The sequence below is a fragment of the Acinetobacter sp. LipI_19 genome, from assembly GCF_058242925.1.
Window position 1 is genome coordinate 56,962 of the sequence record NZ_JBZAYK010000001.1, and the last position, 15,880, is coordinate 72,841.

Annotated in this window: 19 protein-coding genes; 17 read left to right on the forward strand and 2 right to left on the reverse strand. The window is 35.6% G+C overall.

Translation table 11 applies throughout. The annotated features are described in order from the left end of the window. Window positions 1–237: 237 nt before the first annotated feature. Entirely contained in the window at window positions 238–702 is a 465-nt protein-coding gene (gene ftn, locus AC4CVF_RS00260; RefSeq protein WP_336954344.1) for a heteropolymeric bacterioferritin subunit Ftn, read from the forward strand. A 90-nt stretch (window positions 703–792) separates the two neighbouring features. Here ftn and AC4CVF_RS00265 read toward each other — a convergent pair whose 3' ends face one another. Beyond that, a complete protein-coding gene (locus AC4CVF_RS00265; RefSeq protein WP_336954345.1) occupies window positions 793–1,365 on the reverse strand; it encodes a peroxiredoxin in 573 nt (190 codons plus the stop codon). A gap of 135 nt (window positions 1,366–1,500) precedes the next feature. Between AC4CVF_RS00265 and AC4CVF_RS00270 the strand changes: the two genes are divergently transcribed. The 10 genes from AC4CVF_RS00270 to AC4CVF_RS00315 all read left to right on the forward strand — a co-directional run bounded on the left by AC4CVF_RS00270 (window position 1,501) and on the right by AC4CVF_RS00315 (window position 9,588). Then, window positions 1,501–1,824, forward strand: a complete 324-nt coding sequence (locus AC4CVF_RS00270) for a DUF6176 family protein (RefSeq protein ID WP_336954346.1) — start codon at window positions 1,501–1,503, stop codon at window positions 1,822–1,824. 73 nt (window positions 1,825–1,897) lie between these two features. Beyond that, a complete protein-coding gene (locus AC4CVF_RS00275; RefSeq protein WP_336954347.1) occupies window positions 1,898–2,617 on the forward strand; it encodes an alpha/beta hydrolase family protein in 720 nt (239 codons plus the stop codon). Between the two features lie 104 nt (window positions 2,618–2,721). Continuing rightward, on the forward strand, window positions 2,722–4,056 hold the full coding sequence (gene bioA / locus AC4CVF_RS00280) for an adenosylmethionine--8-amino-7-oxononanoate transaminase (protein WP_336954348.1): 1,335 nt from the start codon (window positions 2,722–2,724) through the stop codon (window positions 4,054–4,056). Next, entirely contained in the window at window positions 4,053–5,222 is a 1,170-nt protein-coding gene (locus AC4CVF_RS00285; RefSeq protein ID WP_490788743.1) for an 8-amino-7-oxononanoate synthase, read from the forward strand. Before bioA ends, AC4CVF_RS00285 begins: the two co-directional genes overlap by 4 nt. Window positions 5,223–5,229: 7 nt before the next feature. Then, window positions 5,230–6,006: a malonyl-ACP O-methyltransferase BioC gene (gene bioC, locus AC4CVF_RS00290; RefSeq protein WP_336954350.1), complete on the forward strand. Its 777-nt coding sequence runs from the start codon at window positions 5,230–5,232 to the stop codon at window positions 6,004–6,006. Next, a complete protein-coding gene (gene bioD / locus AC4CVF_RS00295) occupies window positions 6,003–6,647 on the forward strand; it encodes a dethiobiotin synthase (RefSeq protein WP_336954352.1) in 645 nt (214 codons plus the stop codon). The genes bioC and bioD overlap by 4 nt, the downstream gene beginning before the upstream one ends. A gap of 115 nt (window positions 6,648–6,762) precedes the next feature. After that, window positions 6,763–7,221: a hypothetical protein gene (locus AC4CVF_RS00300; RefSeq protein ID WP_336954353.1), complete on the forward strand. Its 459-nt coding sequence runs from the start codon at window positions 6,763–6,765 to the stop codon at window positions 7,219–7,221. A gap of 241 nt (window positions 7,222–7,462) precedes the next feature. Then, window positions 7,463–7,804, forward strand: coding sequence for a YegP family protein (locus AC4CVF_RS00305; RefSeq protein ID WP_336954354.1), 342 nt, complete (start codon window positions 7,463–7,465; stop codon window positions 7,802–7,804). Window positions 7,805–8,441: 637 nt separating this feature from the next. Further along, a complete protein-coding gene (locus AC4CVF_RS00310; protein WP_336954398.1) occupies window positions 8,442–8,906 on the forward strand; it encodes a YybH family protein in 465 nt (154 codons plus the stop codon). 256 nt (window positions 8,907–9,162) lie between these two features. Next, the gene (locus AC4CVF_RS00315; protein ID WP_490788744.1) at window positions 9,163–9,588 is read left to right on the forward strand and encodes a hypothetical protein; all 426 of its coding nucleotides are present in this window, start codon (window positions 9,163–9,165) and stop codon (window positions 9,586–9,588) included. Here AC4CVF_RS00315 and AC4CVF_RS00320 read toward each other — a convergent pair whose 3' ends face one another. Next, window positions 9,589–10,614, reverse strand: a complete 1,026-nt coding sequence (locus AC4CVF_RS00320) for an IS1595 family transposase (RefSeq protein WP_490788745.1) — start codon at window positions 10,612–10,614, stop codon at window positions 9,589–9,591. It lies immediately after the preceding gene. A 119-nt stretch (window positions 10,615–10,733) separates the two neighbouring features. Between AC4CVF_RS00320 and AC4CVF_RS00325 the strand changes: the two genes are divergently transcribed. The 6 genes from AC4CVF_RS00325 to AC4CVF_RS00350 all read left to right on the forward strand — a co-directional run bounded on the left by AC4CVF_RS00325 (window position 10,734) and on the right by AC4CVF_RS00350 (window position 15,853). Continuing rightward, window positions 10,734–10,955, forward strand: coding sequence for a DUF6471 domain-containing protein (locus AC4CVF_RS00325; protein WP_120384338.1), 222 nt, complete (start codon window positions 10,734–10,736; stop codon window positions 10,953–10,955). A 19-nt stretch (window positions 10,956–10,974) separates the two neighbouring features. Continuing rightward, window positions 10,975–12,084, forward strand: a complete 1,110-nt coding sequence (locus AC4CVF_RS00330; protein WP_120384337.1) for an adenine-specific methyltransferase EcoRI family protein — start codon at window positions 10,975–10,977, stop codon at window positions 12,082–12,084. A 2-nt stretch (window positions 12,085–12,086) separates the two neighbouring features. Beyond that, a complete protein-coding gene (locus AC4CVF_RS00335) occupies window positions 12,087–12,965 on the forward strand; it encodes a hypothetical protein (protein WP_120384336.1) in 879 nt (292 codons plus the stop codon). After that, window positions 12,966–14,132, forward strand: coding sequence for an HNH endonuclease family protein (locus AC4CVF_RS00340; RefSeq protein WP_284887784.1), 1,167 nt, complete (start codon window positions 12,966–12,968; stop codon window positions 14,130–14,132). It abuts the gene before it with no gap. 124 nt (window positions 14,133–14,256) lie between these two features. After that, window positions 14,257–15,426 carry a low temperature requirement protein A gene (locus tag AC4CVF_RS00345; RefSeq protein ID WP_336954355.1) on the forward strand — a complete coding sequence of 390 codons (1,170 nt, stop codon included), beginning with the start codon at window positions 14,257–14,259 and terminating at the stop codon, window positions 15,424–15,426. Window positions 15,427–15,448: 22 nt separating this feature from the next. Beyond that, window positions 15,449–15,853 carry an NUDIX hydrolase gene (locus AC4CVF_RS00350; RefSeq protein ID WP_336954356.1) on the forward strand — a complete coding sequence of 135 codons (405 nt, stop codon included), beginning with the start codon at window positions 15,449–15,451 and terminating at the stop codon, window positions 15,851–15,853. The last annotated feature ends 27 nt before the right edge of the window (window positions 15,854–15,880 follow it).

A 15,880-nucleotide genomic window follows, 5' to 3' on the forward strand; every position in this document is an offset into this window, starting at 1 on the left:
AAGCATTTTTAATGGTTACAAAATAAATCATTTAGAATTTGAAAGAAAAAAATACCAATCAACCATCAGTGCAAGATTGTAAGCAGTTATTTTATATATGGAAAAATGCTTATTCAAATTGCAAATGCGTATGCTTATCATTTTAATTTTATAAAAATCATAAACTTACACATTTTGTCTTTTGCAAATCTTGTGGAATTTGTCCATACTATTGCAAAAGAATGTGGAGTAAGTGAAATGCGTGGCAATCCAGAAGTCATAGACTATCTAAACATGTTGATCGGTGGCGAACTGGCTGCTCGTGATCAGTATCTTATTCATTCACGTATGTATGAAGATTGGGGCTTAAGCAAAATTTATGAACGTATTGATCATGAAATGCAAGAAGAAGCTTCACATGCAGATTCTTTAATTCGCCGCGTACTTTTCCTTGAAGGTACGCCGAACATGAATCGTGACGATATTGTCACCGGTGAAGATGTTGTAACTTGTTTAAAAGCCGATTTGGCATTGGAATATCATGTGCGTGAAAAACTGGCGCAAGGCGTAAAGCTATGTGAAGAAAAAGGCGATTACGTGACCCGTGATATGCTTCGTCAACAAATGAACGATACTGAAGAAGATCATACTTACTGGCTTGAAAAACAATTAGGTTTGATTGAGCTAATTGGTTTACAGAATTATATTCAATCTCAAATGTAAGACACACTAAGCTTCTTGCTTAAGGTGAGACGTTTTAGATTAAAAAAGCCTTTAGACATTCATCTAAAGGCTTTTTTTATACTTCAGTCTTCATTTTTTTGAAAACTTCTGAATATCCGCTAAAACTTGATCAGCATGGGTTTGAGTATTTACACTACTATAGTGATAAACAATTGTTCCTTGTGGATCAATCAAAAAAGTTTCTCGTTTTGCTATTTTGGCGATACCTAAGTTTCGGATAATTCCAAATTGGTCTGCGAGTTGATGATTACTATCGGCAAGAATTGGAAAATTTAGTCCCAGCTTTTCGGAGAATTTTTGATGAGATTTCACATCATCCAAACTTACACCGAGTACCACCGCATTGTTTTTTATAAATTGTGGGTAGAGTGATTTAAACTGATTGGCCTCTTGAGTACAGCCAGGTGAATCATCTTTTGGGTAAAAATATAAAACAACCCATTTACCTTTATATTGACTCAGATCATGCCATTTTGAATTTTGATCTTGTAGTTTAAAACTTGGTGCAGGCTTACCTACCCATTGCTTTTGGTTGGAATCCAGTTTGGAGAGGATAGAGCTTTCCGCATGGCTGGGCGTGTTCAATACGCATAAAGCTGAAACGGAAAGTAAGCTAATACTGAACAGTCGTGATAATTTCATGACAAACACTTTCCTAAATTAATCCTGATTTGATCTTAGCAAATTTTAAGGTTTTGCCGGTATGTAAAATGTTTTGCAATTGTTCACATGCTATTTACGATGAAAGTACATTTAAAATAAATAGGACGTAGAATTATGGACGTTGGTGCAGTATTGATTCAATTAAAAGTGGCCATGATGGACGATGTTATTACATGGCAAAATGAGTTGAATAGGCGTAAGCATGAAGCGATTGAAACACTTCAGGCTGAAGGTGTGCATATTGAATCATGGTTCCATGTGGAACTCGATGGACTAGATTATTTGATTGCTTATACTCGTGCAGATGATATTGCAAAAGCACATGAAATTTCGAAAAAAAGTCAGTTTGCAATCGATCAAGTACATCAGCAATTTAAACGCACTTGGCAAAAAGTCATTCCAGCTAACTTATTGGTCGATTTACAAGATCAGAAATAGTTGTAAGTCTGATTGTCCTTCAATTTTAAGCATGATCTAATAAAACATCTTTACAGTTTTATAGTGATTTAAATTGAATCAATGTATTTTGCTGATCACCGGTTGGGGCGGTGGAACCAACCTACTCCATGCTTTACAACAGGTTCTACAACAGCAAGGCCATGAAGTTGTATTAATCAATATCTTTAATGCATTGGATGAAAGTGTCTTACAACAGCATGTGGAAATAGCCAAAGATTTTGATGTGATTTGTGGGTGGTCTTTAGGGGGGCAATTGGCGACTTTGTTAGTCAAGCAAATTGAACAGCAATATCAACAGCAAAAAGTCTTGATTACACTGGCTTCTAATCCTTGTTTCGTCGCAAATGCTGAATGGCAAACCGCAATGAGCCAAGCAATGTTTCATAACTTTAAACAGTCCTTTGAACATGATGCGATAGCGACATTAAAGAAATTTGGTTTTATGGTTTGCCAGGGTACCGCAACCACACGAGAAGATTTTGTACATTTGCAAAGTTTGGTTCAGCCACAAAATTTAGAGTTACTGAAACAGGGTTTGGCCTGTCTTGAACAATTAAATAATGTGGCTATCTTAAATAACTATGCAGGCAAACAGTATCATATATTTGCTCAACAGGATTTCTTAGTTAGTCACAAAGTCTATGAGAAATTTAAAAATTTCACAGCAAAGTTTTTAGATGTTGAGCTGGTCAATGGTTCACATGGTGTTCCAGTTTTTGATTTTTTAAGTCTAAGTGACAAAATCTGCCAATATTTACAAAAAATAGAATAAATCTATGGATCAGTGGTGAATCTCGCAATTTATTTTTATTGCGCGCAGGTTTAACATCGCTAAACTGTTTTTTGCTGTAATTGTAATGCACATGGAGTGAACGGATGACCGATTTAAACAATGGGTTTGATGATGTCAATCTTGAACAATCAAAGTTAGATGATCTGGACTTTGATCGGCAACATATTTGGCATCCATATACTTCTATGACCAATCCGTTACCGACCTTCAAGGTTAAAAAAGCCTATGCTGCAACTATTGAACTTGAAGATGGCCGCCAATTGATAGATGGGATGTCTTCGTGGTGGTGTGCCATTCATGGTTATAACCATCCTGAGTTGAATCAAGCGGTGACAGATCAGTTAAAGGATATGTCACATATCATGTTTGGTGGATTTACCCATGATCCTGCGATTCAGCTTGGAAAATTACTGGTTCAACTGACCCCGCCTAATTTAGATAAAGTGTTCTTTGCCGATTCTGGTTCTGTCGCTGTAGAAGTGGCATTAAAGATGGCGGTACAGTTTTGGTCTTCACAGGGCTATACAGAGAAAACTAATTTTGTCACTCCGCGATCTGGCTATCATGGCGATACTTGGAATGCGATGTCTGTCTGTGACCCTGTAACAGGCATGCATCAAATTTTTGGTTCAAGTTTGCCCAATCGCTTATTTGTTCCAGCACCCCAAGTCGGATTCTATGAGCAATGGGATCAAAGTGATATTACTGAACTTGAGAAAAGCTTGGCTGAACAACATGCAACGATTGCAGGTTTAATTCTTGAACCGATTGTGCAAGGTGCGGGAGGGATGCGTTTTTACCATCCTGAATATTTGCGTCAAGCCAAACTACTTTGTGAAAAATACAATGTTCTGCTGATTTTTGACGAAATCGCTACGGGTTTTGGGCGTACAGGGAAACTATTTGCTTGGGAGCATGCACAAGTTGAACCTGACATTATGTGTATCGGTAAAAGTTTAACCGGTGGCTATATGACGCTTTCTGCGACATTAACCACCAAACATATTGCTGAAACGATAAGTCAGGGTGAAGTGGGGGTGTTTATGCATGGCCCAACCTTTATGGCAAATCCCTTGGCATGCGCGGTTGCTGTCAAAAGTACACAATTATTAATTTCTCAAGATTGGCAGAGCAATATTCAACGAATTGAAGCTCAGCTTAGACATGCTTTACAGCCCTTACAGTCCTTTAATCATGTTCATGACGTGCGAGTTCTTGGTGCGATAGGGGTGGTTGAATTGACTGTGAATGTCGATATGAAAACCTTACAGCAGGAGTTTGTACGTCGTGGTATCTGGATACGACCATTTGGTAAATTGGTCTATGTTATGCCTCCATATATCATCACAGCACAAGAATTACAAACTTTACTTGAGCAATTGGTTGAGGTGGTCAAGGCTATGGAGCAAAGCGCATGAGCTTGATCAATACACATCTTGAACATTTTTCACAGCAGCTTGATGGGCTTAAGCAGCAAGGCAATTTACGCCAATTTCGTTCGAATGTTCAGCAAGGTCGCTATATCTGCCTTGATCAGCATCAAATGCTCAATTTGGCTTCAAATGATTATCTAGGATTGGCATCTGATCTCACATTACGTGAACAGTTTTTTGATGAAACACCCCATGATCAACGACGAATGAGTTCTTCATCCTCACGTTTGTTGACGGGAAATTTTCCAGAATATGAACTACTTGAAAATAGTTTAAGTCAGGCTTTCCATGGTCGGGCGGCATTGTTATTTAACAGCGGTTATCATATGAATATTGGTATTTTACCTGCACTTGCAGACAGTAAAACGCTGATTCTGGCAGATAAATTGATTCATGCCAGTATGATTGATGGCATTCGTTTATCCTCAGCCAAATATGTACGTTATCGCCATAATGATTTAAATCATTTGACTCAGCTTTTACAAAAATATCATGCAGATGAGGCTTTTGAGCGCATTATTGTGGTGACTGAGTCGATTTTTAGTATGGATGGCGATGAAACTGACTTAGCAGCATTGGTGAGTATTAAGCAACGATTTTCAAAAGTCATGCTCTATGTCGACGAAGCACATGCAATTGGGGTGCGTGGTGAGCAGGGCTTAGGTTGTGCTGAACAATATACAGTGATTGATGATATTGATCTACTTGTGGGGACTTTTGGTAAGGCAATCGCTTCGGTTGGCGGTTATTTAATTTGTCATGCGGTAATTCGGAAATATTTGATTAATTCTATGCGCCCTTTGATTTTCAGTACTGCACAACCGCCAATGTGTATGGCATGGACAAACTTTATTTTTCAAAAAGTTTTAGGCTTAGATCAGCGCCGTCAACATTTACAATCTAAAAGTCAGTATCTACAACAGGCTGTTCAAAATAAAGGTTTTGAGTGCCCCTCAACATCACATATTGTTCCTATTATTCTGGGTGATTCGATTAAAACGGTTGAAAAAGCCAAAGCCTTACAAGATGAGGGTTTTTATATTATGCCTGTACGTCCTCCGACTGTGCCGCAACACAGCTCACGTCTACGAATTTGCTTAACTGCTCAAATCACCCAAGCTGATCTAGATCAGCTGATTCCGTTGTTGTGAGTTGAATGTGACCCCCCCAGAAATTGATAAATCACAGGTTGCCTTGCGTTTTGCACAGGCAGGGCAGAGCTATACCGAGCATGCAGTTGTGCAAAAGAGTATTGCACAACAACTGTTTAATTTAATAAGTGAATATTGCCCAGCACAATATGAAAATGTGTTTGAAATCGGTTGTGGTTCAGGAAATTTAACTGAGCTTTTACTGCAAAATTTTCAAATTAAACATTTGATTTTAAATGATCTATATCCGGAAGTTCAGCAGCATTTTCCTGCGGATAAACCGATTAAATATCGGATTGGCGATATAGAGCAGCTTGAATTTCCAAAACATTTAGACTTAATTAGCTCAAGTTCGGTTTTACAATGGATGAGTGATTTAAATGGTATTTTTCAACAAGCCTTTCATCATTTAAATCCTAATGCGTATTTTTGTTTTTCAACTTTTGGACAGCATAATTTACTGGAAATTAAAAGCTTAACGGGGCAAGGTCTGAATTACTTATCTCTTGACGATCTGCAACAACAATTAAAGCGAAATGGTTTTGAAATTCTACATATTTCCGAGCAAATAGAGCATCTCAATTTTCCACATCCCAAATATATTTTGCAGCATTTAAAAGCCACAGGAGTGACTGCGACAGCATCTGGCTTTAGATGGACAAAGCAGAGTCTCTCCGATTTTTATCATCACTATCAACAGTTTTCACAGGCTGATCAGTCAGGCAATATACGCTACTCACTGACTTATCATCCTATTTATTGTATTTTGCGGAGAATGTCATGACTGGATCGGTTTACTTTATCAGTGGAATAGATACCGGAATTGGCAAAACCTATACCACGGGGTATTTAGCCAAATTATGGAATGAGCAGGGTCAGAAAACCATTACTCAGAAATTAATCCAAACTGGTAATACCGATATTTCAGAAGATATCGAACAACATCGTGAGATTATGGGAATGGGGTGGTTTCCAGAGGATGAAACCAAGCTGACTATGCCTGAAATCTTTAGCTATCCCGCATCTCCTCATTTAGCCAGCAAAATTGACGGACGTGAGGTTGATTTTCAAAAAATTGCAGATGCAACTCAACAACTTACAGAAAAGTATGATGTTGTCTTGTTAGAGGGTGCGGGTGGATTGATGGTACCCCTAACAACTACTTTGCTTTCAATTGATTATGTGGCAGAGAAAAAGTTTCCTGTGATTTTAGTCAGTTCAGGGCGATTGGGTAGCATTAACCATACTATTTTGAGTTTAGAAGCTTTAAAAAATCGTGGGTTAGAACTTTATGCACTTGCTTATAATTTAAATGATGAATCTCAGGATGCTGTCATTTCAAAAGATACTGCAGAATTTTTAAAGCATCATTTAATGAAACATTTTCCGAACAGTGCATGGATTGATATTCCAGTAATCTCTTAATTTGATTTCTTAATTGAGTGCTGAGACACAAGATTCACTATTTTGATTCTCTGTGTTTTTATTGCTTAAAAATTTGAATGCTTTAAAAAAGCGATGTGTATAAAAGGTAATCCTGATGAGTTTTAAAATTCAAATTGAGTTATTTAAAGAACTTGAAATAACTTACCTTGATTTTGAAAGTAATGCGGCGACACAAATCTTGAGTAGTTTTGATCAGATTGATTGGATGCAGCAAGCTGTATGGGGATACATGGAAGAGCACAATGGTGATTTTCCCTTTTTTCAGATTGAGCATATTCAAACTGGACGTAAGTTTGGTGGATTATTTGTGGTTTATAGTCGCAATGAATTTAACTTTAATACACATGCTGAGCTCTACCAAAAGCAACAAAAATCGCATTTGTTTGGGCTATTTAAATCTGAAGCGATGCCAAGTTTTGATAATGATGATGTTCCTTTTGCTGTATTTCGAGATTGTTTAGAAAATTTTTTACGTGGCAATGATGTTGAAATAGAGCGTTTAATGAAAACAGTCTATCCAAGTTATACCAATACTGGTTTTTTTGATCATTAAACTTGGAATCAAAATTTAAAGTCATTTTTTGATGGCTTTAAAATTTTATATGATTTTGATAATAAAATGAATTTTCGTAATTTGGGTTTTGTGGCAATGCAGGATTACATAAAGAATAAAGTTATAACAAATTAATCTTTTTTAAACATGCAAAGTCATTTATATTTCATATCAGTAGCGTACTTTATGTTCAATCAGCGCTGTGAAATAAAATAAACCGAAAATAATGAAGAGGTGAAGCATGTCAGGATGGTATGAAATTAGTCAAGCTAAAGATGGTCAATATCGCTTTGTATTAAAAGCCGGAAATGGGGAAATTATTCTCACCAGCGAGCTTTATAAAGCTAAAGCTTCTGCACAAAATGGGATTGCATCCGTGCAAAAAAATAGCCCTGATGATGCACGTTATGATCGTTTAGAAGCGAAAAATGGTAAACCTTATTTCAACTTAAAAGCAGCAAATCATCAAATTATCGGAACAAGTCAATTCTATTCAGGCGATGCTGCTCGAGATAATGGTATTGAGTCAGTTAAGAAAAATGGTCTATCAGAGAAAGTAAAAGATTTAACAGAACAGGCATAGGATCAGCAATAAATTACCCACATCAATCACTAAAAGCATGTCATTGCAATGATGTGCTTTTTTTTGAACCAAAAACAAACGATAAAAAAATGTATTATTAAGTTGTATAGAATAATTACCCTAATCACAATATATTCGCTTTAGGTCGGTATCGGTTTAGAGAGTTTATCTATATTTTTGGCTTTGAATTTCTCCTTATACTCAACAGTTAATATGATTTTTTTTCATGATCTTTTATGATTTTTTTAAAGCTTTTTAAAAGTTTAAATATGTTAGGCTAACTTCAATATTAAATAAAAGGAGAATGATTATTTAATAAAAGATTCAACATTAATTAAAATTATTATTAACTTTAATTAATGAGTTTTTAAAGTATTATTAATCAAATTAAGAGGTAAGTTTTTGATGATGAAAGACTAACTTAATATATCTATTTGTATTATTGAGTGATTTATTTTTGTGAAAGGTTTTGTTTATCTCTAAGCATAATATTGTTGTTTTATAAACTGATTAAATCGAATTAAGTAACTGTGATATTTGATTTAAATTGATTATGCTGGAAAAAATAAACAAAAAACTTCACATAATACTTATTAAGTGTTAAATTCATCACAAACAAGAATAATGAGGTTTTATGATGAAAATAGCAATCGATGGTAATGTGAAAATTGCTGACGAGATAATATCTCAAATTGAATTATGGGATGCTGCTGTTCTTGGTAATAAAATTGATCATCTCTTAGATCAATGTGCCGATGATGTCAATATGTTTGATGTGAGTATACAATTAGACGGTGTTGATGCATACAAAAAAGAATGGGAGAAGTTCAGTCCATATTTTAGTGAAAATGTGCAAATTGTACGTCGAAATATGAAAATTTATGTATCAAACGATTTAGCTGTATTGCATTGCCATTCAAAAGTGGAGAATGCTGTGCTTAAAGAAAAGATACAGATGCCATGGTGCCGAACGACATTATGCCTTAAAAAGAAAGGAGGCCAATGGTTAGTGGTTCATCAACATATTTCTATGCCAATTGATATGAGCACTGGTAAAGCCATCGTGATCAAGGATATTTCTAAATTGAAATTAGTGGTTTAGCCCATTAGATTTATTCGTTATTAAGCCCTTTGATTGGGCTTTTTATTGATGAATTTTTAAATTTTTCCGATACATTTTGGATCATTAACAAAATTGTCAAAAGAACTCAGTTTTTTACTTGAATGAAAGCTAGAGTTTTGAAAAAATCATGATAATAATCCCAATAATGTGAAAATAATCGCTATTATGTAGCAACCGCACAATAAATAAAACGATTCGCTGTTTACAATAATTCTTTAAAAAAAGGATGAATGAAATGGCTGAATCGCATGTAGTTTCAAGTTTAATTTCAAAACGTGCAGAGTTACTTGGTCAGATCAGCGTACATAAAAAAGAAATTCAACGTATTTCGGCTGCATTATCCCATATAGATCATACCATTAAGCTGTTTTCACCTGAGTTTGATTTACGCACTGTTAAAGCCAAGCGAACCAATCAACGCAATCCATACTTTGCTAAAGGTGAACTACAGTCATTGCTTTTGGATTGCTTGCGAGATTTCAACCAACCGCTAAGTTGTAAGGAAATATCAAGCAGAATTATTGATACTAAACACCTTGTCGATATTCAAACGAAAGATATAGAGTCAAATGTGGTTGTCATTTTAAGGCGATTGCGTGATAAGGGTGTTGTGAGTTGTATTGATGCGAGTACACGACCTTATTTATGGCAATTGGTCTAATTAACATGCTAGTCGTTCAGTTTTACGCTTATTACCCTGCCAATAGCCACACCAATCTTTATGCGTTGCTGTTTGGGCGCATTTACTCAGAATATCAGTAAAGATTTCACCATTTGACCATCTGCGAGTATCTTCACGATAAGCTGCTTCACTGGCGTAGTTGGCAAGGTACATCACGCCAAACTTGTGCATTTGTCCTAACTGCATCCGTCTAAAGCGACTAAAATAACTTTCAGCTAAATTATTGGTAATGCCTTCTTCTGAACAGTATTCATATTGGTGATTCACTCGTTTGGTTGCAAACCGAGCATTGAGTGTATCGTATGCTGTGCTTTCATCAGAATGAATAGTTGAGCCTAGATTAATATGCTCATTTGCAAGCTGATTAATATCCATTTGATTTTCACTATAAATCACGTAGGTTTTGGTTTTATCAGCACCTTGCATATCACTATTTGTTGTTTTTTGGCGTAGCACCATGATACATCGTTTGTTCGGGTTTTGATGTTCAGCTTTGCGTCTATCAATACGATCTTCTTTACGATTTTTAGGTCGAATATGCCCATTAACATACGCACCATCCATGTGAACTTCACCTGAGAGTGATTCATCGTCACGTTGCTCAATCAAGCTTTCACGGATTTTATGTGCTAACACAAAAGCAGTTTTGTATTGCACACCTAAATCCCGACCTAGCTGTAAAGCAGATAAACCTTTAACTGCATTAGCGTAAATGGCAATGGCAACTAAATAGATTTTAAGTGGCAATTTATGGAAAGCGAAGATCGTACCTGATGTTACGCTGAATGTATGGTTGCAGCATTTACACCGCCATTGTCTGCGACCACGAATAAAATAGTGATTATCTTGTGTTTGGCAGTGAGGGCAAATTGGGTGAGCTTTACCCCACCGCATTTCCTTGAATAATAAGAATGCTTGTTCATGCGTGATTTGCATGACCTCGCAGACTGATAAAGTACGTGCCTTAGCTGATAATAAAAAATGTTGCTTAGATTCTTTTTTCATAAAATCACCCTTCACAAACACGATATGCTAAATATATTGTAATGTTTTTAATCATCAAATATAATGATTTAAAATATTTTAGCGACATACTATGTCGTTTATTTTTAAGAGGTCAAACCGTGAGTGATGATGAATGGAAAGACTATGCCAAAGGCTTAATTAAGGCAGAAATTGCCCGAAAAAATATAAGCTTGATTGATCTAGCAAAGAAATTAGAATCAATGGGTATATCTGAAACACCGCAAAACATTAGCAATAAGATCAATCGTGGTACATTTGGGGCAATATTCATGCTTCAAATACTCAAAGCGATTGATTGTAAAGACATTCGGTTAATTTAATATAAATTTGGATTTCAATATGAACAGCGTTTTGAAAAATACGAATCTCTCAAAAGCAAGATCAGCTAAAAATGATGAATTTTATACTCAATATGTTGATATTGAAAAAGAAATGAATGCTTACTTAGAATTTGATTCAAATGTATTTAGAGATAAAGTAGTTTTATTGCCCTGTGATGACCCTGAATGGAGTAATTTCACATTATATTTTGCTCAAAATTTTAGTCGGTTAGGCTTGAAAAAACTTATAAGCACAAGTTATGCCCCTAAGAACAAACAAGGTGATCAATCTTATCAACCTTCATTATTTGAAGAAAAAAGCCCTCAATTTGATAGTGATAAATCTACTGCTTGTGGCAAGTTTTTTGAACTAGAAAGCGATATAACTAAAGATGGCGTGGTTGATATTAACGATATTCATTGGCAGTACCTCAAAGGTGATGGTGATTTCAGAAGTGATGAAGTCAAAGCGTTGCGTGATCAAGCCGATATAATTGTAACCAACCCCCCATTTTCCCTATTCCGTGATTTTATTGCATGGATTATGGAGGGTGAGAAAAAATTTGCGATTGTTGGGAATATGAACTCCCTTACTTATAAAGATATATTCCCTTTGATTCAAAAGAATATCGTATGGCTTGGTGCGACAATCAGTAGTGGTGATCGTGAATTTAGAGTTCCTGATAGCTACCCTTTAAATGCAGCAGGGTTTAGGGTTGATAGCGAGGGTAATAAATATATTCGAGTAAAAGGTGTTAGATGGTTTACCAACATTGAACATGGACGTAGACACGAACCATTACAACTAATGACAACCGCAGACAATAAGAGATTTAACTCTAAAATTGAAGGTAAAAATGCTTATCAGTTATACGATAATTACAATGCTATTGAAGTGCCTTTTACCAATGCTATTCCTAGTGATTATGATGGTGTTATGGGCGTACCAATTAGTTTTTTAGATAAATACAACCCTGAACAATTTGAAATTTTAGGCATGGATTTTTATGTAAAAGATGATCTATTAGAAAATATTGCTTTAGCAGAATGGCGTGGAAAATTAGATCGTGCATATCTCAATGGAAAACGCTTGTATTCAAGAGTTTTAATTTGTCATAAGAGAATTTAAGCATGGATATTTACTATGTTGATTGTGTGAATAATACACTTCTGAAAACATCCGATAATAATTTTCTTTGTCACTCATTTTCAAATATTCCATTTAGAATACAAAAAATCACTTTAAGTCCTAACAATGAACGTAGCAAAAATATTATTCAGACTGCTAAATCTAGGTTGAGTTCTATACAATTTAATTCAGCTAGTTCATCAGGAGTTGCTAGGGATGAAATTGAGATTAAATTAAAATCATTTTGTGGATTGATAATAGAACAACTATGTTTTTCTATGCTTACTCACTACAACAAAAATCCCAATGTTGTAATTGAATTGGATAGTGGTAATAACTCTATTGATCAAATAGATTTGAAAATTCATAAGAAATGGCTACAGCATGGTTCGGATGATTATAAATCTCTTACTAAGACAGTAGAGATACGGTCATCTTTTCCATTTAAATCAATTGAAAAAGTTGTTTCCCAAGATTTTGACATACTTGGTGGGTACAAGAATGATATTAAAAAAGGAGAAATTGAAAAAGATTTTTACCTTAGATTCTTGTTTGCCTTAGATTATAAGTCTGATTATTACGTGAAAGAAAATGGAAAAATTCATTATGGTAAAACTACAACTAAAACACTAAAGGAATGTTACTTTGATAATGACTTAAACTTAAAAAGAGAGCTTGTGATTTTTTTCATTGGCGGTGCGACAAACGCAATGATGTTGGATGAAAGCATTGCATATCTAGGTTCAATGACTTCATCAAACTTTAACATCAATCAAAATGCTGAATTTAAGAAAATTAAAGTAAGGAATGGACTAGATTGTATCGCAATCATGCAAATGATGCTGAATGTGATAACAACAGAAGCAAGTCAGGGGAAATAAATGCAAACAAATTTAAATACCAAAATCACGATCAAAGACCTATGCGAAGGCTTTATTTATAACGAACTTGAGGGAAAAGGTTTATTTGGCTTGTCGGGTAAATTGACTATTCAGCCTGAATATCAACGGAATTATATATACGCAGATGGTAAAAAAGACGTAGCTGTTATTCAATCCATTTTAAAGGGCTATCCATTAGGATTAATTTACTTTAATCAGACAGGTGATGATACTTTTGAGGTGTTAGATGGTCAGCAAAGAATCACAAGTATTGGACGGTTTTTAACAGGAAAGTTCGCTATATTTTTTGAAGGTAGCAAAACCCCACAATATTTCCATAGTTTACCTAAAGACCAAAAGCAGAAAATACTAGATACAACGATCTTAGTTTACGAATGCAATGGTACTGAAACCGAAATTAAGGAATGGTTTAAAACTATCAATATATCGGGTGTTCCACTTAATGAACAAGAACTACTAAATGCGGTGTATTCAGGCTCATTTGTTACATTGGCGAAAGCCCAATTCAGCAACTCTCAAAACGCTTTAATTCAAAAATGGAGTAGCTTTGTTAGTGGTAGTGCTATTCGTCAGGATTTCTTAGCTACAGCCCTAAATTGGGTGAGTAAAGGCAATGTTAGTGATTACATGGGGCAGCACCGCCACGACAATCATATAAACGAGCTAACTACTTATTTCAACACTGTTATAGATTGGGCGAGTACCATTTTTCTTAATATTGAAAAAGAAATGAAAGGTTTAGAATGGGGTAGCTTGTACGAAAGCTATAAAACCATTGCTTACAACCCGACTAAAATAGCTGATGATGTTAAAAGACTGTATGCAGACCCTTATGTAAAAAACAGAAAAGGAATTTTTGAATACATATTGGGCGGTGAAACTGATACACGCTTATTGGATGTTCGTATATTTGACGATGCAACCAAGCGAAAAGCTTACGCATTACAAACCAATGACGCTAATCAAAAAAGTATCTCAAATTGTCCGTTATGTGCCAATGGTAACAATGCTAATAAGACAAAGATTTACTTACTCAAAGAAATGGATGCAGACCATGTTCAGGCTTGGAGTAAAGGCGGTGCAACAACTTTAGATAATTGTGAAATGCTTTGCATTACACATAATCGAAGTAAAGGTAATCGTTAGTAATATTGGTTTTGTATAGATTGCTGATAGTTATTTTTAAAGAAGCTAAATTTAATTTGGCTTCTTTCTTATTAAATAATTGATTATTATAATTTTGTGCGGTTGCTACATAATATCGAAAATAATGCCAAATTCATTATTTGTAAAATATGGGTGGTTAAAGCCACTTGCTCCACGAAATCCGCACGAACCACATCGCGCAGCAACCTCATTAGAATTATTATTTGACTTAATTTTTGTCGTAGCCATTGCCACAGCAGGGCAACAATTACACCATAGCATTATCGAAAATCATTTATCCCATGGCTTAACACTTTATTTTATGGTGTTTTTTGCATTGTGGTGGGCATGGATGAACTTTAGCTGGTTTGCATCTGCCTATGACAATGATGATGTATTTTATCGAATCATGACCTTTGTGCAGATTATTGGTTCACTTGTGATTGCAGCAGGGATACCTAGCGCATTTCAACAACAAGATTTTGATGTGATCATTATTGGTTATGTCATCATGCGTTTGGGCCTCGTTACACAATGGTTTCGTGTTGCTAAAAATGATCCTGAGCGTAAACAAACAGCATTGAGATATGCAACTGGTATTATCATCGTACAGATTGGCTGGTTACTTTTTCATTTTACGCCGATCAATTTCACCCTTTATTTGTTTCTACTTTTGGTGGTCGCTGAACTGACTGTGCCAATCTTTGCTGAAGCACATAATATGACGCCTTGGCATCCACATCATATTTCCGAGCGTTATGCCTTACTTACGATTATTGTCCTTGGTGAATCGATCATTGGTAGTTTTGCTGCAATTTCTGATGCATTAAACAATCAGTTATTAAGCCAAGAGTTAATCTTTTTGATGATTGGTGGGCTACTCATTATGTTTACTATGTGGTGGGCTTATTTTGATCATGATGTTGCTGAACGACTCAATAGCCGTAAGCGTGCATTTTCATGGGGCTATGGTCATTTTTTTATTTTCGTGAGTATTGCAGCTCTTGGCGCAGGTTTAGCTGCTGCCGTGGATGTTGTGACGCATAAAGCTGAAATCTCGGCTGACATTGTTAGCTATTTTGTTGCAATCTCTTTGATTGTCTATACTGCGAGCCTTTGGTTATTGCAGGAAATTCACCATCTTTCAGGGATTAAGAAATGGTTTTATCCAATTACAGCAGCCATCGTACTCTGTATTCCGATGATATTTACGCAAGTGGGTTATGCTGTTTTTGCTATGGCAATTGTTTATGCGCTACGTTTGATTTTTTCAAAATGTTATTTGGCAAGATAATAAATTAATTGGGTTCTGAGCAATGGGATTTCATGATTTTTATCGTTTGAGTTCGCACGCTGTGATTTTTAATGAAAATCGACAAGTCTTATTATTGAAAGCGACTTATGCTGATTGTGCATGGGGTTTACCTGGTGGTGGATTGGATCAAGGTGAAACAGTGCATGAAGCGCTAATTCGTGAATGCCAAGAAGAATTAGGTTGTGAAGTTTCGATCGAATATTTATCAGGGGTTTATTATCATTCTGCAGTAAATTCCCACGCATTTATGTTTAAGTGTACATTGCAGAGCGATCAGCCAATCAATTTAAGTGATGAGCATTCAGAGTATCGATGGTTTGATTTTGACCAACTTTCACCTGTGCAAAAAATTCGTATTGAAGATTGTTTTCATTTTGATGGTCAGGTAAAGAGCAGGGCATTTTAAGGATTGGATATCGCTATCAAACAGGGG